Raw genomic sequence first — 19,647 nt, forward strand, 5'->3', positions numbered from 1 at the left:
CCCCATGGCACTCCTTGAGGTCCGTGATCTCACGGTCCAGTTCGTCCGCCGTGGCGAGCAGTCGTTCACCGCGGTGGACAACGTCAGCTTCGACGTCGAGCCGGGCCAGACGGTCGGCCTGGTCGGCGAGTCCGGCTGCGGCAAGTCCGTGACGTCCCTGGCGATCATGCGGTTGCTGGCCAAGCGCGGCAACAAGGTCAGCGGTTCGGTGCGCTTCGAAGGCACGGACCTGCTTCGCCTGTCCGACCGGGAAATGCGCGACCGTCGCGGCCGCGACCTCGGCATGGTGTTCCAGGACCCGTTGTCCTCGCTGAACCCGGTCATCCCGATCGGGCTGCAGATCACCGAGGTGCTGGAGCGCCACCGCGGGATGTCGCGCAAGGCGGCGTCCGCCGAAGCGGTTGACCTGCTCGACAAGGTCGGCATCCCGGACCCGTCCCGGCGGCTTTCCGAGTACCCGCACCAGCTTTCGGGCGGGATGCGGCAGCGCGCGCTGATCGCGATCGCGCTGGCGTGCCGTCCGCGGCTGCTCATCGCCGACGAGCCGACGACCGCGCTCGACGTCACCATTCAGGCGCAGATCCTGGCCCTGCTGCGGGAACTGGTGCAGGACACCGGCACCGCGCTGATCATGATCACCCACGACCTCGGCGTCGTCGCCGGGCTGTGCGACGAGGTGAACGTGCTCTACGGCGGCAAGATCGTCGAGCGCGCGCAGCGGCACCAGCTCTTCGCCGAGCCGCGGCACCCGTACACGCACGGCCTGCTCGCCTCGATCCCGCGCCTGGACGCCGGCCGCGGCGAGAAGCTGATCCCCATCCGGGGCTCGGTGTCCGACAACATCCCGTGGGAGCACGCGTGCGCGTTCGCGCCGCGCTGCCCCAACGCGCTGCCGGTCTGCCGCGAGGTCCAGCCGCAGCTGGCGCCCGACCAGGGCGGACTGCTGCGCTGTCACAACCCCGTGCGGCCGCCGGTCGCCGCGGGAGGAGGAGCCCGATGACCCGTCCTGCTGGTGACGTGCTGCTCGAGGTCACCGACCTCAAGGTGCACTTCCCGATCAAGCGCGGCATCGTGTTCGACCGGACGGTCGGGCACGTGTACGCGGTCGACGGTGTCGACCTGGCCATCCGCCGCGGTGAAACCTACGGCCTGGTGGGCGAATCCGGCTGCGGCAAGTCCACGCTGGGCCGGGCGATCCTGCGGCTCAACGAGCCCACCGCCGGTTCGGTGAAGTTCGACGGCACCGACGTCGCCCAGCTCAAGGGCGAGGAACTGCGGAAGGCCCGGCGCCGGATGCAGATGGTCTTCCAGGACCCGATGTCCAGTTTGGACCCTCGCCAGTCCGTGGAGTCCATCCTGCTCGAGGGCATGCACGCGCACGGCCTCGACAAGGACAAGGAAGCCACCCAGCGGCGGCTGCGGCAGCTGCTGGCCGCGGTCGGCCTCCCGGAGACGTCGCTGCGGAAGTACCCGCACGAGTTCTCGGGCGGTCAGCGCCAGCGCATCGGCATCGCGCGGGCGCTGGCGGTGGAGCCGGACCTGATCGTCGCCGACGAGCCGGTGTCCGCATTGGACGTTTCGGTGCAGGCCCAGGTGGTCAACCTGCTGGAGGACCTGCAGGACCAGCTCGGGCTCACCTACGTGGTGATCGCGCACGACCTCGCGGTGGTGCGGCACATCTCCGACCGCATCGGCGTGATGTACCTCGGCGCGCTGGTGGAGGAGACCGACGCGGACTCGCTGTACCGGGACCCGCTGCACCCGTACACGCGGGCGCTGCTGTCGGCCATCCCGGTGCCGGACCCGGTGGTCGAGGACACCCGCGAGCAGATCCTGCTGGCCGGCGACCTGCCCTCGCCGGCGAACCCGCCGTCGGGCTGCCGCTTCCACACGCGCTGCCCGTGGCGGCAGGCGAGCCTGTGCGACACCGACCGCCCGCAGCTGCGCGAAATCGGCGGCGGGCACCGGGTGGCGTGCCACTACGCGGAGGACATCCGCGACGGGCGCATCCAGCCGCACGAGGTCGAGCCGGAGCTGGTGGAGCTCACCGGGGCGCTGAACCCCGACCTGGGCCCGCCGGATGTCGGCACCTCCGCCGAGATCCTCTGAAGTTCCGTTGAAGTCACGGCCGGCCGGGCGTTGCCCGGCCGGCCGTTTTCACGTCGCCAGCTCGGCGGCCCGCGACTGCAGGTACGCCTGTTCCGGCAGGCTCAGCGTCCGCCGCGCGGCGGCCAGGTACGCCTCGCGGGCGCCGGGCGCGTCCCCGGACAGCTCCAGCAGGTGCGCGCGGATCGCGTCGACGCGGTGGTGCTGCGCCAGCGCGGAGTCCTGCGCGGCTTCCGCCAGCTCCGCGAGCCCGGCTTCGGGGCCGTGGACCTGCGCGAACGCCACCACCCGGTTCAGCGTCACCATCGGCCCGGGCGCCACGACCCGCAGCAGGTCGTAGAGGGTGAGGATCTCGGTCCAGCCGGTCTCCGCGGCGGTGGCGGCCTCGTCGTGCACCGCGGCGATCGCCGCCTGCAGCTGGTAGGGGCCGACGGGCGCGGTCGCCAGCGCCCGGGTGATCAGGGCGACGCCTTCGTCGATGAACGCCCGGTTCCAGCGCGTGCGGTCCTGCTCGGCCAGCGGGACGAGCGCGCCGGCCGCGTCCGTCCGCGCCGGGCGGCGGGCCTCGGTCAGGAGCATCAGCGCCAGCAGGCCGGTGACCTCGCCGTCGTCCGGCAGTTCCGCGCGCAGCTGCCGGGTCAGCCGGATCGCCTCGGTCGTCAGGTCGACGCGGCTGAGTGCGTCGCCCGAGCTGGCGGTGTGGCCCTCGGTGAAGATCAGGTAGAGCACCTGGAGCACCGCGGCCAGCCGTTCGGGGCGCCGGTCGCCGGTGAGCCGCTCGCTGCGCAGCTTCTGTTTCGCGCGGCTGATCCGCTGGCCGATGGTGGCCTCGGGGACGAGGAAGGCCCGGGCGATCTCGGCCGTCGTCAGTCCGCCGACCGCCCGCAAGGTCAAGGCGACCTGCGACGGCGTCGTCAACGAGGGGTGGCAGCAGAGCAGGAGCAGGGTCAGGGTGTCGTCGACCCCGCTGACCGGCTCCGGATCGGGCGGCTCGGCCAGCGCGACGGTCACTTCCCGCCGTTGCCGCGCGGTCTCACTGCGCCACTGCTCGATCCGCCGCCGGGCCGCGGTCGTGATCAGCCACCCTTTCGGGTGATCCGGAACGCCATCGGCGGGCCACTGCCGAGCCGCGGCGACCAGCGCCTCCTGGACGGCGTCTTCGCAGGCATCGAAGTCGCCGTACCGCCGGACCACCGCGCCGAGCACCTGCGGCGCGAGCTCCCGGAGCAGGCGTTCGACGTCGGTCACAGCTCCGGCCCGGCCAACCCCATCACCGGCCGCACTTCGACGGCACCGAAGGAGGCTTCCGGAAGCTTTGCGGCGATCTCGAGGGCGCGGTCTTCGATGTCGCAGTCGAGGAGGTAGAAGCCGGCGAGGAACTCCTTGGCCTCGGCGAAGGGCCCGTCGGTCGTGATCCCGCCGCTGACCCGCTTGGCGAGCTCGGGAAAGGCGAGCCGTTCGGAGACGATGCGCTCACCGGAGGCATCGAGCTCGTCGTTGAGCCGCCGGTAGTGGGCGAGCCCGGCGGCCCGCTGGTCGTCGCTCATCCCTTCCCAGGCCGCGCGCGAGTCGGGGTTGCCGTAGATCAGGACCACGTATTTCACGGGAGCCTCCTCGAGGACGTCCGGATCCACCCGGCTGAAGCCCCCTGGCCGCGCCCCCACCCTCCCTGGGGGGCGTGCCCAAGTCCAGTCTATCGGCGCCCACCGACGGAACTGGCTGATCGGGGAGTTTTGGGGAGAGTTGTCCACATGGGGGTGGAGGCTGTGGACAACTCGGTGGATAGCTTGAGTCAGGCCCTTCCACCGACCCGAACGCCGGATTGTTCAACGGCCGTCGCGCCGCGTCAAGGCGGGAAAGCGTGCCTTGACCCGGCGCGACGGCCGCTGATGCGGCTGCGTATCGGGTCGGCAGGGGGGTGTGCTCGCTGGGGTGCCGATGGTGCCGGGTTGGAGAGGCGCGTGCCCGCTGGGTGGGCCCATAGCGTCGGGTTGGAAAAGCCCGTGCCCGCTCACGTCGGGTGAAAAAACGCCTTCCCGCCGAGCGCTCCCGCGAGCTCCTTTCCGGCCCCTGTGCTGGAGCAAGCCGCGCCGACCCCGACCAAAGTCGTACCCCGGGCAATACCTGAGGATGCCGCCCCGCCCGCACCACCCCCGGTACTCTTCGGAAAGCGAACACCAATCCGGACGTAGGTACCAGGGGGTACGGGCTGTGCACATCGACCAGTGGCTGGCGTCGATCCCGGCGATCTCGGTGTACCTGATCGTCGGCGGGGTCATCATGATCGAAAGCCTCGGCATTCCCCTGCCCGGCGAGGTCGTGCTGGTCAGCGCCGCCTTGCTCACCCTGAGCCACCCGAGCCTGAGCCCGTTGTGGGTCGGGGTCGTGGCCAGTGCCGGCGCCATCGTCGGGGACAGCATCGGCTACCTGATCGGGAAGACCGGCGGGCAGCGGCTGTTCGCCTGGGCCGGCCGGAAGTTCCCGAAGCACTTCGGGCCGACGCACATCGCCAACGCCGAACGGATCTTCAACAAGCGTGGCATGTGGGCCGTGTTCTTCGGCCGGTTCATCGCGTTCCTGCGCATCCTCGCCGGCCCGCTCGCCGGGTCGCTGCGCATGCACTACCCGAAGTTCCTGATCGCCAACGCGCTCGGCGGCATCGCCTGGGCAGGCGGCACCACCGCCCTCATCTACTACGTCGGCGAGGCCGCCGAGAAGTGGCTCGGCGACTTCTCCAAGTACGGCCTGGTGGCGGCCATCGTGATCGGTGCGGTTGTCTTCGTCGTCATGAAGAAGCGCCTCGGCCGCGAGCACAAGAGCGACGCGGAAGCCCCGAAGCAGGAAGAGACCGCCGCCTAGACCGCGACGAGCTCGCGCTTGGGCGCGATCCGCAGCGACCCGAGCAGGACCCCGGCGATCACGACGACCGCGGCGCCGACCTCCAGCCAGGTCGGCCGCTCGCCCAGCAGCAGGAACGACGCCGTCAGCCCGACCACCGGCACCAGCAGCGAGAACGGCGACACCACGCCCGCCGGGTTGCGCCGCATCAACGTCGTCCAGAGGCCCGAGCCGACCACCGTCCCGATCAGCACCACGTAGGCCAGCCCGCCCAGCGCGGTCAGGCCGGTCGGGGTGCCGAGCGTCGTCAGCGACCGCCACTGCGCGGCCGGGCCCTCCATGACCAGCGACAGCGCGAACATCGGCAGCGGCGGCACCACCGACATCCACAGCGTGAAGTGCAGCGGGTTGTCCGGCTCGGCCTTGCGCGTGCTCAGGTTGCCGAACGCCCAGCTCAGCGCGGCCAGCAGCGTCAGGATCATCGGCAGCAGGGCGGCGTGGCCGGACTGCTGCCACGCGATCGCGGCCATCCCGGCCACCGCCAGCGCGATGCCGGCCAGCTGGTACCCGGTGACGCGCTCGCGCAGGAAGACCGCGCCGAGCAGCACCGTGAACGGCGCCGACGCCTGCAGCACCAGCGACGCGAGCCCGGTCGGCATCCCGGTGTCCATCGCGATGAACAGGAACGCGAACTGCCCGGTGCCGAAGCCCAGGCCGTAGCCGAGCAGGTGCCGCACCTTCACCTTCGGCCACGGCACGAACAGGATCGTCGGCACGGCGATGACGGCGAACCGCAGGGCGCCCGCGAACACCGGCGGGAACTGGCCGAGCGTGGCGTGGATGGCCAGGAAGTTGAGGCCCCAGAGGACGGCGACGAGCACGGCGAGCAGGCGATCACGAGCGGGCATGCCTCCACTCTGACAACGCTGATCGTGAAGGACCAGCGAGAATATCTGCAGGGACCTTGTAGCTGTGCTTCAAGTACAGTGGGCGCGTGGATCTGGGCCGGTTGCGCACCCTGCGCGAGTTCGCCGACCGCGGCAGCGTGACGGCGGCCGCGCGGGCGCTGCACTGCACGCCGTCCGCCGTCTCGCAGCAGCTGCGCGCGTTGCAGGGCGAAGTCGGCCTGCCGCTCACGGAGCCGGCCGGGCGAGGGCTGCGGCTGACCGACGCGGGCCGCGCCCTGGTCGCCCGCGCCGACGAGGTGCTCGCCGCGCTCGAGCGGGCCGAGTCCGAACTGGACACCTACCGCAGCGCGCCGCGCGGGCGGGTGCGGATCGCGATCTTCCAGTCGGCCGGGCTGATGCTGCTGCCGGGGCTGCTGACCCGCGTCGCCGGGTACGACGGCCTGGAGGTCGACGTCCGGGACGTCGACATGACGCCGCCGGAGGTGCCGGGCCTGGTCGCGGACTACGACATCGTCGTGGCCCACCGCGACGAGCACGCGCCCGAGTTCGACTCCGGGCGGCTCGACGTGGTGCCGCTGCTGCGCGAGCCGCTCGACGTCGCGCTGCCGGTCGGGCACCGGCTGGCGAACCGGCGCCGCGTCGAGCTGTCGGAGCTGGCGGACGAACGCTGGATCAGCGTCGAATTCGGCTTCCCGGTCGACGACGTGCTGCGCTCGCTGACCATCCGCACCGGTGTGCGGCCGGTCGTGGTGCAGCGGATCAACGACTTCCGGATCACCGAACGGCTGGTCGCGGCCGGGCACGGGATCGCGCTGCTGCCGCGGTACACGATGCACACCGGCCGCGGCAGCGGCCTGGTCGCCCGGCCGCTGGCCGGGATCCGGGCGGCAAGGCTGGTGGAGGCGGTCTGCCGCACCGGCGCGCGCCAGCGGCCGGCCGTGGCCCAGGTGATCGAAGAACTGCGCGCCGAAGTCGGTCAGCTCACCGCTTGAAGCCGCGCAGGTGGGCCAGCGCGATGCCGAGCGCGTCCTCCAGCGCCGTGAGGTCGTGCCGGATGTGGGCGAGCAGCAGTCCACCTTGGACGGACGTCATCGCCGCCTGCGCGAGCCGCGCCGGGTCGGCGTCGGGCGCGAGCTCCCCCTTGTCCTGCAGTGTTTTCAGCCCGCGCTCCAGGTGCGACTCCCACGTCCGGTAGGCCTGGTCGACCATCGGCGCGAGCTTCGGGTTGTCGCCCACTTCGCCGGCGAGGTTGCCCAGCGGGCAGGCGATCGGCCCGCCCGCGCGGCGGTGGACGTCCAGCAGCTGCTCGGTCCACGTCTCGAGATCGGCCCAGGAGGACAGCGTGAAGATCGCCGGCTGGTTGCCGAGTATCTGCTCGAGGTACCGGTCGATCACGGCGCCGACCAGCTGTTCCTTGTTCTTGAAGTAGTGGTACATCTGCGATTTCCCGGCCCCGCTCGCGGCGAGCACCTTGTCGACGCTGGTGCCCGCGACCCCGTCGACGTACATCAGCGCCGCGGCCGCGTCGACGATCGCGTCGCGCGTCCGCTTGCCGCGCGGGGTCGAAGCCGCTTGCGTCTCCATGTACCGGATAGTACAGTTCGGCCACTGTACCGATCAGTACATTCGATGGGGGTTCACAGTGGGAACGGACTTGGCCGGCGCACTCGGCGGCCTCAACGACCAGCTCCGGAGCGCGCTGCCGCCGGAGATCGCCGAGGTCCTCGAAGCGGACCGGCGCCGCGCGGCCGGGACGGAGGTCGCCGCGGAAGGCGACAAGCTCGCGGACTTCACGCTTCCGGGGGCCGGCGGGACGCCGACGAGCCTGGCCGAGCTCGTCGCCGACGGGCCGGCGGTGCTCGTCTTCTACCGCGGCCAGTGGTGCCCGTACTGCAACCTGACCCTGCGCACGTACCAGCAGGAACTGCTGCCCGAGCTGGCGCGCTTCGGGGCGAGACTGGTCGCGATCAGCCCGCAGCGGCCGGACGGCCCGGTGCCGGACCTGGCGTTCCCCGTGCTTTCGGACGCCGGCAGCACGGTCGCACGGCGGCTCGGGCTGAGCTACCCGGTGTCCGCTCCGGTGCAAGCCGCGATGGTGACCCTCGGCACCGACCTCGAGCGGGTCAACGGCACCTGGGAACTGGTCCACCCGGCGGTCGTGGTGGTCGACCGGGACCGGGTGATCCGGTTCGTCGACGTCCACCCCGACTTCGTCACGCGCACCGAGCCGGCGGCGATCCTGGAGGCGGTCAAGTCTCTTTGAGTGGCTGATTCCGGCGTTCGGTGACGATCCGAAGCCCCGGCGAAACCATGACAGGAGCTGTCATGGTTCGCCGTGAGGCTGGGCGCATGGACACACTTTCCGGAAAAGTCGCCCTGGTGGCGGGCGGCACGCGCGGCGCGAGCCGGGCGATCGCCGTCGAGCTGGGCCGCGCGGGCGCCTTCGTGTACGTGACCGGCCGGACGACGCGCGCGGGACGGTCCGAAGTGGACCGCCCGGAGACGATCGAGGAGACGGCCGAGCTGATCGAGCGGGCGGGCGGGCAGGCGGAAGCGATCCGCGTCGACCACCTGGTGCCCGAGGAGGTCGAGGCGCTGGCCAAGCGGATCGACCACCTGGACATCCTGATCGACGGCCTCTGGGGCGGCGACAAGCACCTCGGCTGGGCCAAGCCGGTGTGGGAGCACGACCTGGACGCGGGCCTGCGGATGATCCGCCTCGGCATCGACGCGCACCTGATCACCAGCCACTTCCTGCTCCCGCGCCTGATCGACCGCCCGGGCGGCCTGGTCGTGGAGCTGACCGACGGCACGGCCGAGTACAACGCGAAGTACCGCGAAGGCACTTCGCTGCCGTTCTACGTGGCGAAGGCGTCAGCGCACCTGCTGGCGATCGGGCAAGCGGCGGAGCTGGCCGCTTTCGGCGCGACGGCGGTGGCGTTCACCCCGGGCTACCTGCGGTCGGAGGCGATGCTGGAGCACTACGGGGTGACGGAGGCCAACTGGCGCGACGCATGCGAGCGCGTGCCGCACTTCGCGATCTCGGAGACACCGACGTTCTGCGGCCGGACGGTGGTGGCCCTGGCGGCGGATCCCGCGCGCGACCGGTGGAGCGGGCAGACGGTGAGCAGCGGACAGCTGGCGAAGGAGTACAAAGTGGACGACGTGGACGGCAGCCGGCCGGACGCTTGGCGGTACATGCGGGAGGTGGCGCACGCGGGGAAGGCGGCGGACACGACCGGCTACCGCTGAGCGGCCCCCACCCTCTCCGGGGGGCGTCCCCAGTTCCATCCTGTCGGCGGGCGGTGACAAACCCGCCCACGCCACCGAGGTTGTCCACAACCGCCGGCCCCGGTGGATCAGCCGTTGCGGGCGGCCAGTTCCGCGCCGATCGTGGCCAGCGCCGCGCGCAGCGAAGCCGGCTCCAGGACCTCCACCCCGGGGCTCAACGCCACCAGCTGGCCGAGGCCGATCTCGTCCCCTTCCAGGGCGAGCTCGGCCTCGGCCCAGCCGTCCGCGTCCGGCGTCCCGAGGGCAACCACCGTGTCCGCCAGGTGCTCCCCGCCGAAGACCCGGCGCAGCTCCCGCACCGCCGTCCGGTTCAGCCGGGCGCGGACCCGCACCGGCCGGGTCACCTGCTCGAACGCCGCCGACGACGATTCCCACCACCGGGCCAGGTCGAAGTCCGGTGGCCGCTCGAACGCGGCCTCCAGCCGGGTGGCCGAGAGGATCCGCGAAACCCGGTAGGTCCGCAGCACGTCGTCCGGAACCACCCGCGCCACCAGGTACCAGACGCCCGCCTTCAGCACGAGCCCCAGCGGCTCCAGCTCGCGCGAAGCCACCTTGTCCCGGCGGCGATACGTCACCGCGATACGTCGTTGCGTCCACACCGCCTGGACCACCGTGGCCAGGGCCGGCGGCTCGTCGGCCGACCCGAACCAGCCCGGGGCGTCCAGGTGGAACCGGCCCGCCACCAGCGCCGCGTGTTCGCGCAGCTCGGCGGGCATGCCCGCGGACACCTTCGCCCGCGCCGCGCTGACCGCGGTGTCCAACCCGAGTCCCGCCAGCGCGGACGGCACTCCCAGCGCGAACAGCGCGACGGCCTCCCGCGCGGTGAGGCCGTCGGGCCCGGCGCGCCAGCCGTCGACCAGGCGGAACCCGCCGTGGCGGCCCGGCTCCGTCCACAGGGGAACGCCCGCGTCACGCAGGGCCGCGAGGTCGCGGTGCATCGTGCGCTCCGACACACCCAGTTCCGCGGCGAGCTCGGCGGCGGTCGCGCTGCGGCGGCGTTGCAGCGTGAACAACAGCGCGACCAACCGCTCCGCTTTCACCGGTTGGCGCGGTTCACCGCCGAGACGACCGCACGCAGCGACGCCGTGACGATCGACGGGTCGATGCCGATGCCCCAGAACACCCGGTCGGAAATCGCGCACTCGATGTAGGACGCGGCGCGCGCGTCGTCGCCCGGCGAGAGCGTGTGCTCGCTGTAGTCCAGCAGGCGCAGGTCGAACCCGACCGTCGACAGCGCGTCGAAGAACGCCGCGATCGGGCCGTTGCCGCGGCCGGTGACCTCGTGCTCGTCACCCTCCACGCGCACGGTGGCGGTGATGTCGTACTCGCCGTCGCCGTTGTCGCGCACGTGCTGGCGGACCAGCTCCAGCGGCGTCTTCAGCTCCAGGTACTCGGCCGAGAAGGCGTTGTACATCGTCGCCGGGTCGACCTCGCCGCCCGCGGCGTCGGTGTAGCGCTGGATGACCTTCGAGAACTCGATCTGCAGCCGCCGCGGCAGGTCGAGCTGGTGCTCGGCCTTCATGATGTAGGCGACGCCGCCCTTGCCGGACTGCGAGTTCACCCGGATGACGGCCTCGTACGTGCGGCCGACGTCCTTCGGGTCGATCGGCAGGTACGGGACCTCCCACGGGTGCTCGTCGATCGGTACGCCGGCCTTGTCGGCGGCGTCCTTCAGCGCGTCGAGGCCCTTGTTGATCGCGTCCTGGTGGCTGCCCGAGAACGCGGTGAACACCAGGTCACCGCCCCACGGCGAGCGCTCGCCGACCGGCAGCTGGTTGCAGTACTCGACCGTCCGCTTGATCTCGTCCATGTCCGAGAAGTCGATCTGCGGGTCGATGCCCTGGCTGTAGAGGTTCATGCCCAGCGCGACCAGGTCGACGTTGCCGGTGCGCTCGCCGTTGCCGAACAGGCAGCCCTCGATCCGGTCCGCGCCGGCCTGGTAGCCCAGCTCGGCGGCGGCGATGCCGGTGCCGCGGTCGTTGTGCGGGTGCAGCGAGAGGATCACCGAGTCGCGGCGGCCCAGGTTCCGGCTCATCCACTCGATCGAGTCGGCGTACACGTTCGGCGTCGCCATCTCGACGGTCGCCGGCAGGTTCAGGATCACCGGCTTCTCCGGCGTCGGCTGCCAGATGTCGGTGACGGCGTTGCAGACCTCGAGCGCGTAGGACAGCTCGGTGCCGGTGTACGACTCCGGCGAGTACTGGAACCGGAAGTCCGTGTCCGGTTGCTTCGCGGCCAGCTCGACGACCAGCTCCGCGGCCTGCGTGGCGATCTTCTTGATGCCTTCGCGCTCCTCGCGGAAGACGACGCGACGCTGCAGGATCGACGTCGAGTTGTAGATGTGGACGATCGCGCGCGGCGCGCCTTCGAGGGCCTGGAAGGTCCGCTCGATCAGCTCGTGGCGGCACTGGGTCAGCACCTGGATGCTGACGTCGTCCGGGATGGCGTGGTCTTCGATGATTTCGCGGACGAAGTCGAAGTCCGTCTGGGACGCGGCCGGGAAGCCGACCTCGATCTCCTTGTAACCCATCCGGACCAGCAGGTCGAAGAACTTGCGCTTGCGCGCGGGCGACATCGGGTCGATCAGGGCCTGGTTGCCGTCACGCAGGTCGACGGCGCACCACAGCGGCGCGCGGTCGATGCGCTTGTCGGGCCAGGTGCGGTCGGGCAGGTCGATGTTCTCGACCAGGTCGTACCAGGGGCGGTAGCGGTGGACCGGCATGGAGGTGCCGCGCTGGGTGTTCCAGGCGGGCTGGCCGGCGGGCGCGGGACGAGAAGGCTTGCGGATCTTGCTCATGGGATTTGGGGTGTCTCCAGCTCGACGGGTGCGACCGGCACCACGAAGCCCCGCGACGGGGAGCCGGTCCGGTCAGGCCCCGTCGCGGCAGCGAAGCAGGAGAGCACGCGCCACGGCCCCACCATAGCCAGCGAAGGTGCGCGGAGGGAAGCCGGGCCGCGACGGATTCGTGACCTGGACGGTTACTTGTGGGTAGCAATCGGCGTGCCACCGTGCGAAACTGCGGGCATGGGTGAGCACGCAGAGTCGTCGTCGGAGGAGACGCGCGTCTCCCGCCGCGCGGCCGTCGACTGGCGCCAGACCGGGGGCCGGGTGGCCTCGCTGGTGGCGTCGATCGTCCGCTGGCTGGGATTGATCTTCGCCGCCTTCCTGGTGATCCACGTGATCTTCACGGTGGGCTCGGCCAACCCGGCGAACGGCATCGTCTCGTTCGTGAAGTCCTGGGCGGACAGTCTGGCGCTGGGGTTCAGCGACCTGTTCACGCCGAGTGACGGGAAGCTGCGCGTGCTGGTGAACTACGGGATCGCGGCCATCTTCTGGATGGTCGTGTCGGGCATCCTCGCCAAGGTCATCCGCCGCGTGGGCGGGGCGTCATAGCGCCGGCTTGCCCCACTGGCCGGTGAACGCGAACTCCTCCAGCGGCAACCGCACCCGCTCGGCCTTCTCGCGCTCGATCCGCCAGTCCTCCTCAAGCACGTCCGGGGACGCCGGCGACCCCACCGCGATCGCCACCTTCGGCACCGCGTCCTCCGGAAGGGCGAACGACGTGCGCACCGCGTCCGGCGAGAAGCCCGCCATCTGGTGGGCGACCAGCCCCAGCTCCACCGCCTGCAGCACGAGGTTCTCCGACGCCAGCCCGAGCCCGTACTCCGCGTAGGGGACGTCCCCCTTCTCGTTGGTCGTCACCATCACGCCGACCAAGAGCAGGCTCGCGCGGCGCGCCCAGGCTTGGTTGCCCGAGTTGAGCGTCCCCAGGATCGCGTCGAACGACGGCGTTCCGCGGACGCCCACCAGGTAACGGGCCGGCTGGGTGTTGCCGAACGACGGCGCCCAGCGGGCCGCCTCCAGCAGGGCCCGCACCTGCTCCGGGCTGACCGTAGCGGAAGAGTCGTACGCCCGTGGGCTCCACCGTTCCGCCATCAGGGTCGCGATCGGGATGCTCGTCACAGCTGGTTTCCGCACCCCGCCGAGACTACCCACGAGTGCTGTGCGTCACTCGGGAGGAAGGACTCCGCGCATTGCGTTGGTGTTGCGGAAGATTTACATCCGAGGCCGCCGCCGGACGGGTGCGCCCCACGTCAAGAGGGTGGCAGGCCGCCGAAGCCCCGGTAGGCTCCAGTTCAAATCATGGGACGCGGGGGCTCTCCGGTGCCCACCAGGGAGCCGCCCGGCCCGCGAGGAGGTTCGGGCGTGGCCCTCGTGGTCCAGAAGTACGGCGGATCGTCGCTGGAAAGTGCCGACCGGATCAAGCGCGTGGCGGAGCGGATCGTCGCGACGAAGAAGGCGGGCAACGACGTCGTCGTCGTCTGCTCGGCGATGGGTGACACCACCGACGAGCTGCTCGAGCTGGCGCAGCAGGTCAACCCGGCGCCGCCGGAGCGGGAGATGGACATGCTGCTCACCGCCGGTGAGCGCATCTCGAACTCGCTCGTCGCGATGGCGATCGCGGCGCAGGGCGCCGAGGCGTGGTCGTTCACCGGTTCGCAGGCCGGCGTCGTCACGACGTCGGTGCACGGCAACGCGCGCATCATCGACGTCACCCCGAGCCGGGTCACCGACGCGCTCGAGCAGGGCTACATCGCGCTGGTGGCCGGCTTCCAGGGCGTCGCGCAGGACACGAAGGACATCACCACGCTGGGCCGCGGCGGCTCGGACACCACCGCCGTCGCGCTGGCCGCCGCGCTGAACGCCGACGTCTGCGAGATCTACTCCGATGTGGACGGTGTGTACACGGCCGACCCGCGGGTGGTGCCGGACGCGAAGAAGCTCGACACCGTCACGTACGAGGAGATGCTCGAGCTCGCCGCGAGCGGGTCGAAGATCCTGCACCTGCGCTCGGTCGAGTACGCGCGCCGCTACGGCGTTCCCATCCGAGTCCGTTCTTCCTACAGCGACAAGCCGGGCACGACGGTGACCGGTTCTATCGAGGAGATCCCCGTGGAACAAGCCCTGATCACCGGTGTGGCGCACGACCGCTCCGAAGCCAAGATCACGGTGACCGGGGTGCCGGACCACACCGGCGCCGCGGCCCGGATCTTCCGCGTGATCGCCGACGCCGAGATCGACATCGACATGGTGCTGCAGAACGTGTCCAGCACCGTCTCCGGCCGCACGGACATCACGTTCACGCTGTCGAAGGCCAACGGCGCCAAGGCCGTCAAGGAGCTCGAGAAGGTCAAGGCGGAGATCGGCTTCGAGTCGGTCCTCTACGACGACCACGTCGGCAAGGTGTCGCTGGTCGGCGCCGGGATGCGCTCGCACCCGGGTGTCACGGCGACGTTCTGCGAAGCGCTGGCCGAGGCCGGCGTCAACATCGAAATCATCAACACCTCGGAGATCCGCATCTCGGTGCTGATCCGGGACGCGCAGCTCGACGACGCCGTGCGCGCGATCCACGAGGCGTTCGAACTCGGCGGCGACGAAGAAGCCGTCGTCTACGCGGGGAGTGGTCGCTGATGGCGGACGGGCTGCGGGTCGGGGTGGTCGGCGCGACCGGCCAGGTCGGTGCGGTGATGCGCAAGCTGCTGGCGGAGCGGGAGTTCCCGATCGCCGAGCTGCGCTACTTCGCTTCGGCGCGCTCGGCGGGATCGAAGCTTCCCTGGCGTGACACCGAAATCACGGTCGAGGACGCCGCGACGGCGGATCTGTCCGGATTGGACATCGCGCTGTTCTCCGCGGGCGGGTCGACGTCGAAGGCGCAGGCCCCGCGCTTCGCGGCGGCCGGGGCCACGGTGATCGACAACTCCTCGGCGTTCCGGATGGACCCGGACGTGCCGCTGGTCGTCAGTGAGGTCAACCCCCAGGCGATCAAGGAAGCGCGCAAGGGGATCATCGCGAACCCCAACTGCACCACCATGGCCGCGATGCCGGTGCTGAAGCCGCTGCACGACGAGGCCGGGCTGGTCCGGCTGGTCGCGTCGACGTACCAGGCGGTGTCCGGCAGCGGGCTGGCCGGCGTCGACGAGCTGGCGGGGCAGGTTCGCGCCGCCGCCGAGCACGCGTCGCTGCTGACCCACGACGGCACGGCGATCGAGTTCCCGAAGCCGGAGAAGTACGTCCGCCCGATCGCCTTCAACGTCCTGCCGATGGCCGGGTCCATTGTGGACGACGGCGAGCTGGAGACGGACGAGGAGAAGAAGTTCCGCAATGAGAGCCGCAAGATCCTGAGCATCCCGGGCCTCCGCGTAGCGTGCACCTGCGTGCGCGTGCCGGTGTTCTCGGGGCACTCGATCTCGGTGAACGCGGAGTTCTCGCAGCCGTTGTCCGTCGAGCGCGCGACGGAGCTCCTGGCGCACGCGCCGGGTGTCGAGCTCTCGGAGATCCCGACCCCGCTGCAGGCGGCGGGCCAGGACCCGAGCTTCGTCGGCCGCATCCGTGTCGATCAGGGCGTCGAGGGCGGCCGCGGCCTGGCCCTGTTCATCTCGAACGACAACCTGCGCAAGGGCGCGGCGCTCAACGCCGTGCAGATCGCGGAGCTGGTGGCGCAGCAGCTCTGACGACGTTTTGGAAGGCCCCTCACCGAGCGCGGTGAGGGGCCTTCACGCGTTCCGGCCCGCTTTGCGGCAGGACTGCGCGCGCAGGGCCCCGAACTGTTTCCGGGGATCCGCCGATCGTGTGACGTCGGTCGTGAAGTTCCAGACGTAGCCGTCGGCGTGACCGCCGAGCCGCCGGAACTGGGCGACGGCTTCGTCGTGGCGGCCGTTGTGGTGCAGTGCGTAGATCGCGTAGCCGCGGTCTTCCCGGGTGGCGGGGTGTTCGGCGCCTTCGCCGTCCAACCAGGGCAAAGCCGTGTCGAGGGCCTCTTTGACGTACCGGCTGCGCCAGATCGGGCTGCCCTCCATGGCCATTTCGAAGGCTGCCTGCAGGGGCAGTGGCGTCAGCGACGGCGCGATGGCCGCGGCGCCGGACGCGAAGTCGAGCAGGCGCTCTTCGGTGCCGTGCCACTTCGGGCACCAGTACTGCAGGGCGCGGTTGTGGCCGGGGCGGTGGGCAGGCGCGCGGACGAGCAGACCCGACCAGATCCCGTCGAACGGCTGGTACCGGACTTCGAGCCCCTTGCAGACGGTGACGAGGGTCGCCCACGGCGTCGGGTCCGCTCCGGCCAGTTCGGCCGCCTTCCAGGCGGTGTCACGGGCGTATTCCAGCAACTGGAAGAAGGGCCCGAACTGCTGGCGGCTGGTGTGCCGGGCGCGCGCGTCGCCCCGCCGCTGCCAGGCCAGGGCCACGAAGGTCTCCGCTTGCACAACGGTGGCGTCGGGATCGCCGTCCCGCTCGGCGAGCCAGTCCCGCAGCCACTGGCGTTCGGTGGTGGCTGCGGTCGCAAGTGCGGCGATGGCGGCGGTGCGCCGGTCCCAGTCGCCGTGCAGGGACGCGACGAGGGCGGCCGCGGGGTGCCAGTCGCCGGCCAGCGCGGCCGAGACGGCGGCGGCGAGACCGGGGTCGTCGAAGTGCGGATCGGCGCTGAGCTCCGCGTCCGGGACCATCCCCCGGGCCGCGGCCGAAGGGCCGGGTAGCAGGGCCATTTCCGTTCTCCTCCACAGTGGACGATCGGAAATCGCCTTGTCCGATTCCCCGCCAAGAGGGATCCTAGGCTCCGCGAGCAAGTCCAGGGGAGGAAATCATGTACACCGCTGTCGAAGGGGCCCGCGTCCCGATCCGGATGTGGGCGGATCCCGCGTCGGTCGAAGACCAGGCCATGCGGCAGCTGCACAACGTCGCGAACCTGCCGTGGGTGCACGGTGTCGCCGTGATGCCCGACGTCCACTACGGCAAGGGCGCCACCGTCGGCAGCGTCATCGCCATGCGCGATGCCGTCTCGCCGGCCGCCGTCGGGGTCGACATCGGGTGCGGCATGAGCGCCGTCCGGACGTCGTTGACGGCGAAGGACCTGCCGGACGACCTCGGGAAGCTGCGCCGGCGCATCGAAAGCGCCGTGCCGGTCGGGTTCGGGCTGCACAAGACGCCCGTGAACCCGGCGAAGGTGCACGGCGTCGGCGGCTGGGACGCGTTCTGGAAGCAGTTCGGCGAGCTGCACACCGGGGTCCGGGACCTGCACGACCGGGCCGCGCGGCAGATCGGGAGCCTTGGCGGCGGCAACCACTTCATCGAGGTCTGCCTCGACGACGAGGGCCGCGTCTGGCTGATGCTGCACTCGGGTTCGCGCAACATCGGCAAGGAGCTGGCCGAGCGGCACATGGCCGTCGCGCGCAAGCTCCCGCACAACGCCGACCTGCCCGACCCGGACCTCGCGGTGTTCGTCGCCGGCACGCCGGAGATGCAGGCGTACCGGCGCGACCTGTTCTGGGCGCAGGACTACGCGGCGCGCAACCGCGCCACGATGGTCGCCCTGGTCAAGCAGGCGGTGCGCGACGAGCTCCCGCAGGTGACCTTCGACGACGCGATCTCCTGCCACCACAACTACGTCGCGGAGGAGACGTACGACGGCGTCGAGCTGCTCGTCACCCGGAAGGGCGCGATCCGCGCCGGATCGGGTGACCTCGGGATCATCCCGGGCAGCATGGGGACCGGTTCGTACATCGTCCGCGGGCTGGGCAACGCCTCGTCGTTCCAGTCGGCTTCGCACGGCGCGGGCCGCCGGATGTCGCGGAACAAGGCCAAGAAGCTGTTCACCGCCGAGGACCTGGCGGCGCAGACGGCCGGCGTCGAGTGCCGCAAGGACTCCGGCGTGGTCGACGAGATCCCGGCGGCCTACAAGGACATCGAAACGGTGATCCGCGCGCAGACGGACCTGGTCGAGGTGGTGGCGCACCTCAAGCAGGTGGTCTGCGTCAAGGGCTGACGGTACGTTGGCGCCATGACGAGGGGTGGGATTCCGGCCGCGTTGCCGGCCGCGGTGGCGCTGCTGGCCTTGCTGCTGGGCGGCTGCACCGAGGTCGGCAACGCGGTCGACCAGGGGAGCAGGACGGCGGACAAGGTCGCGGCGTGCACCGAGGCGCTCGGGCTCGCCGACCTGAACCCGCTGGTCGACCCGGCGAAGTTCAAGGCACGCGCCGAGGACAAGGAGAAGCGGCTGCGCGAGCTCGCGGGTGACGTCCAGGACCAGGACGTCAAGAACGCGCTGCTCGGCATGGCCGACTCGTACGTCCAGGTGCAGCGGGAACGCATCGAGGACGCCGGCGTGGTGGCCGGGTGGGTGCAGCGCAACGTCAAGAAGCTCGACGCGCTCCGCGCCGCCTGCTCCTAGCGGCCCGGCTCCCGAGCGCCCCAATGTGGCCTTCGGTGCGTGTGACGCAACCAAGGCCGCCTTGGGGCGCTTGCGTCAGGGCCTCCGGTGAGGGGCGGAGGAAGGCCGTCGGGGTACTCGGGCCGGGAAGCGCTAGCCGGTTCCGCCGGGGCCGGAACCGGCGATCGCCGGTTCCGGGGCGGCCGAGGGCGACCGGCGGCGGAGCAGGCCGGCCGCGGCGATCACCAGGCCGCCGAGCCCGGCCGCCGCGAACCCCCACTCGGGGCTCGAGTGGTCGATCGCGAAGCCGACCACCGGGCTGCCCAGCGCCAGGCCGAGGCGCGTCGAGGCGTCCTGCAGCCCCATCGCCTCGCCGCGGACCTGCGGCGGGGCGATCCGGCTGACCGTCTCGGTCGTGGCCGCCAGCGTCGGCGCACACAGCAGGTTGGTCGGGATCAGCACCAGCATCAGCAGCCACCACGGGTGGTCCGCCAGACCGACCGGGATCACCAGCAGCGCGAGCAGCAGCATCAGCAGGCCCTGCGGCAGCGACTTCTTGACCGCGCCGTGCACGACACCGCCGGCCATCGACGCCGTGCACATGACCGCGATCACCAGCCCCGTCACGCCGATGTCGCCGTGCGCGCGCAGGGTCGCGAGCGTCGCCAGCTCGGTGCCGACGAGCACGAACAACGTGCCGGCGGCGATCAGCAGCGTCGCCACGAGCTTGCCGGACAGCCAGCTCCGCAGCGGCGGCCGGGTGGTGGACGCGCCCGGCTCGGCCGACTCGCGGATCGGCGGGTCGATGAGCCAGATCAGGAACGCCGTGCCGCCGAACAGCGCGCCGAGCGCGCTGAGGGTGAAGGTCGGCGAGAGCGTCGTGATCGCCGCGATGCCGATCGCGGGACCGATCATGAACGTCGCTTCGACCGAGATCGTGTCGAGCGAGTACGCCGCGCGCAGCTCTTCGTCCGGGACGAGCGCCGCCAGGACCTGCCGGGCCAGCGACCCCGCCGGCACCGAAAGCATCCCGGCCGGCACCGCGACCGCGGCGAGCGCCTCGAAGGGCAGGTGGGGCGCGGCGAACCAGAACACCGTCGTGCCGATGCCGCAGACGGCGACGACCGGGCGCAGGCCGTAGCGGTCGAACGAGCGGCCCAGCAGCGGCGCGCCGAGGGCCATGCCGAGCGTGACGCCCGCGCCGACCAGGCCGGCGGCGCCGTAGCCGCGGCCCAGGCCGGTGACGACGTACAGCGTCATCAGCACGCCGTTCATGGTCATCGGCAGCCGCGCCAGGAACATCA

General features: G+C 71.2%; 20 protein-coding genes. 11 read left to right on the forward strand and 9 right to left on the reverse strand.

The window, feature by feature from the left end; genetic code table 11:
• Positions 1–4 precede the first annotated feature (4 nt).
• Both ACLJOU_RS05185 and ACLJOU_RS05190 read left to right on the forward strand, forming a co-directional pair.
• A complete protein-coding gene (locus tag ACLJOU_RS05185; RefSeq protein WP_410563619.1) occupies positions 5–1,000 on the forward strand; it encodes an ABC transporter ATP-binding protein in 996 nt (331 codons plus the stop codon).
• A complete protein-coding gene (locus ACLJOU_RS05190) occupies positions 997–2,109 on the forward strand; it encodes an ABC transporter ATP-binding protein (RefSeq protein WP_410563621.1) in 1,113 nt (370 codons plus the stop codon). The genes ACLJOU_RS05185 and ACLJOU_RS05190 overlap by 4 nt, the downstream gene beginning before the upstream one ends.
• Positions 2,110–2,157: 48 nt before the next feature.
• On the opposite strand, the gene ACLJOU_RS05195 is transcribed toward ACLJOU_RS05190, so the two are convergent.
• Together ACLJOU_RS05195 and ACLJOU_RS05200 are read right to left on the reverse strand one after the other, a co-directional pair.
• Positions 2,158–3,354, reverse strand: coding sequence for an RNA polymerase sigma factor (locus ACLJOU_RS05195; protein ID WP_410563624.1), 1,197 nt, complete (start codon positions 3,352–3,354; stop codon positions 2,158–2,160).
• Positions 3,351–3,710, reverse strand: coding sequence for a YciI family protein (locus tag ACLJOU_RS05200; RefSeq protein ID WP_410563626.1), 360 nt, complete (start codon positions 3,708–3,710; stop codon positions 3,351–3,353). Before ACLJOU_RS05200 ends, ACLJOU_RS05195 begins: the two co-directional genes overlap by 4 nt.
• 607 nt (positions 3,711–4,317) lie before the next feature.
• Between ACLJOU_RS05200 and ACLJOU_RS05205 the strand changes: the two genes are divergently transcribed.
• A complete protein-coding gene (locus tag ACLJOU_RS05205) occupies positions 4,318–4,965 on the forward strand; it encodes a DedA family protein (RefSeq protein ID WP_410563629.1) in 648 nt (215 codons plus the stop codon).
• Here ACLJOU_RS05205 and ACLJOU_RS05210 read toward each other — a convergent pair.
• Entirely contained in the window at positions 4,962–5,852 is an 891-nt protein-coding gene (locus ACLJOU_RS05210) for an EamA family transporter (protein WP_410563631.1), read from the reverse strand. The genes ACLJOU_RS05205 and ACLJOU_RS05210 overlap by 4 nt on opposite strands.
• An 86-nt stretch (positions 5,853–5,938) precedes the next feature.
• Between ACLJOU_RS05210 and ACLJOU_RS05215 the strand changes: the two genes are divergently transcribed.
• Positions 5,939–6,844, forward strand: coding sequence for a LysR family transcriptional regulator (locus tag ACLJOU_RS05215; protein ID WP_410563634.1), 906 nt, complete (start codon positions 5,939–5,941; stop codon positions 6,842–6,844).
• Here ACLJOU_RS05215 and ACLJOU_RS05220 read toward each other — a convergent pair.
• Positions 6,834–7,436 (reverse strand): TetR/AcrR family transcriptional regulator, encoded by a 603-nt coding sequence (locus tag ACLJOU_RS05220; protein ID WP_410563637.1) that lies wholly within the window; start codon positions 7,434–7,436, stop codon positions 6,834–6,836. The genes ACLJOU_RS05215 and ACLJOU_RS05220 overlap by 11 nt on opposite strands.
• Before the next feature lie 58 nt (positions 7,437–7,494).
• On the opposite strand from ACLJOU_RS05220, the gene ACLJOU_RS05225 reads away from it, so the two are divergent.
• Together ACLJOU_RS05225 and ACLJOU_RS05230 are read left to right on the forward strand one after the other, a co-directional pair.
• Positions 7,495–8,115 (forward strand): peroxiredoxin-like family protein, encoded by a 621-nt coding sequence (locus ACLJOU_RS05225; protein WP_410563638.1) that lies wholly within the window; start codon positions 7,495–7,497, stop codon positions 8,113–8,115.
• Between the two features lie 86 nt (positions 8,116–8,201).
• Positions 8,202–9,104: an SDR family oxidoreductase gene (locus tag ACLJOU_RS05230; RefSeq protein ID WP_410563640.1), complete on the forward strand. Its 903-nt coding sequence runs from the start codon at positions 8,202–8,204 to the stop codon at positions 9,102–9,104.
• 107 nt (positions 9,105–9,211) lie between these two features.
• Here ACLJOU_RS05230 and ACLJOU_RS05235 read toward each other — a convergent pair whose 3' ends face one another.
• Together ACLJOU_RS05235 and leuA are read right to left on the reverse strand one after the other, a co-directional pair.
• Complete coding sequence (locus ACLJOU_RS05235; protein WP_410563641.1) at positions 9,212–10,183, reverse strand: helix-turn-helix transcriptional regulator; 972 nt, start codon at positions 10,181–10,183, stop codon at positions 9,212–9,214.
• Complete coding sequence (gene leuA, locus ACLJOU_RS05240) at positions 10,180–11,940, reverse strand: 2-isopropylmalate synthase (protein WP_410563643.1); 1,761 nt, start codon at positions 11,938–11,940, stop codon at positions 10,180–10,182. Before leuA ends, ACLJOU_RS05235 begins: the two co-directional genes overlap by 4 nt.
• A 228-nt stretch (positions 11,941–12,168) precedes the next feature.
• Between leuA and ACLJOU_RS05245 the strand changes: the two genes are divergently transcribed.
• The gene (locus ACLJOU_RS05245) at positions 12,169–12,537 is read left to right on the forward strand and encodes a hypothetical protein (RefSeq protein ID WP_410563644.1); all 369 of its coding nucleotides are present in this window, start codon (positions 12,169–12,171) and stop codon (positions 12,535–12,537) included.
• Here ACLJOU_RS05245 and ACLJOU_RS05250 read toward each other — a convergent pair.
• Positions 12,532–13,122: a nitroreductase family protein gene (locus ACLJOU_RS05250; protein ID WP_410563645.1), complete on the reverse strand. Its 591-nt coding sequence runs from the start codon at positions 13,120–13,122 to the stop codon at positions 12,532–12,534. The two genes, ACLJOU_RS05245 and ACLJOU_RS05250, sit on opposite strands and share 6 nt — an antisense overlap.
• A 228-nt stretch (positions 13,123–13,350) precedes the next feature.
• On the opposite strand from ACLJOU_RS05250, the gene ACLJOU_RS05255 reads away from it, so the two are divergent.
• Both ACLJOU_RS05255 and ACLJOU_RS05260 read left to right on the forward strand, forming a co-directional pair.
• Positions 13,351–14,616 (forward strand): aspartate kinase, encoded by a 1,266-nt coding sequence (locus tag ACLJOU_RS05255; RefSeq protein ID WP_410563647.1) that lies wholly within the window; start codon positions 13,351–13,353, stop codon positions 14,614–14,616.
• Complete coding sequence (locus ACLJOU_RS05260) at positions 14,616–15,656, forward strand: aspartate-semialdehyde dehydrogenase (protein ID WP_410563649.1); 1,041 nt, start codon at positions 14,616–14,618, stop codon at positions 15,654–15,656. The genes ACLJOU_RS05255 and ACLJOU_RS05260 overlap by 1 nt, the downstream gene beginning before the upstream one ends.
• A gap of 42 nt (positions 15,657–15,698) precedes the next feature.
• On the opposite strand, the gene ACLJOU_RS05265 is transcribed toward ACLJOU_RS05260, so the two are convergent.
• Positions 15,699–16,682 (reverse strand): DUF4034 domain-containing protein, encoded by a 984-nt coding sequence (locus ACLJOU_RS05265; protein ID WP_410563651.1) that lies wholly within the window; start codon positions 16,680–16,682, stop codon positions 15,699–15,701.
• 98 nt (positions 16,683–16,780) lie between these two features.
• On the opposite strand from ACLJOU_RS05265, the gene ACLJOU_RS05270 reads away from it, so the two are divergent.
• Together ACLJOU_RS05270 and ACLJOU_RS05275 are read left to right on the forward strand one after the other, a co-directional pair.
• Positions 16,781–17,959, forward strand: a complete 1,179-nt coding sequence (locus ACLJOU_RS05270; RefSeq protein ID WP_410563653.1) for an RtcB family protein — start codon at positions 16,781–16,783, stop codon at positions 17,957–17,959.
• A gap of 15 nt (positions 17,960–17,974) precedes the next feature.
• The gene (locus ACLJOU_RS05275; RefSeq protein ID WP_410563655.1) at positions 17,975–18,364 is read left to right on the forward strand and encodes a hypothetical protein; all 390 of its coding nucleotides are present in this window, start codon (positions 17,975–17,977) and stop codon (positions 18,362–18,364) included.
• 132 nt (positions 18,365–18,496) lie between these two features.
• Here the strand turns inward: ACLJOU_RS05275 and ACLJOU_RS05280 are convergent, their stop codons facing one another.
• On the reverse strand, positions 18,497–19,645 hold the full coding sequence (locus ACLJOU_RS05280) for an MFS transporter (RefSeq protein ID WP_410564735.1): 1,149 nt from the start codon (positions 19,643–19,645) through the stop codon (positions 18,497–18,499).
• Positions 19,646–19,647: the final 2 nt, after the last annotated feature.

The organism is Amycolatopsis sp. cmx-4-61, from assembly GCF_046548775.1.
Taxonomy (GTDB): Bacteria; Actinomycetota; Actinomycetes; order Mycobacteriales; family Pseudonocardiaceae; genus Amycolatopsis.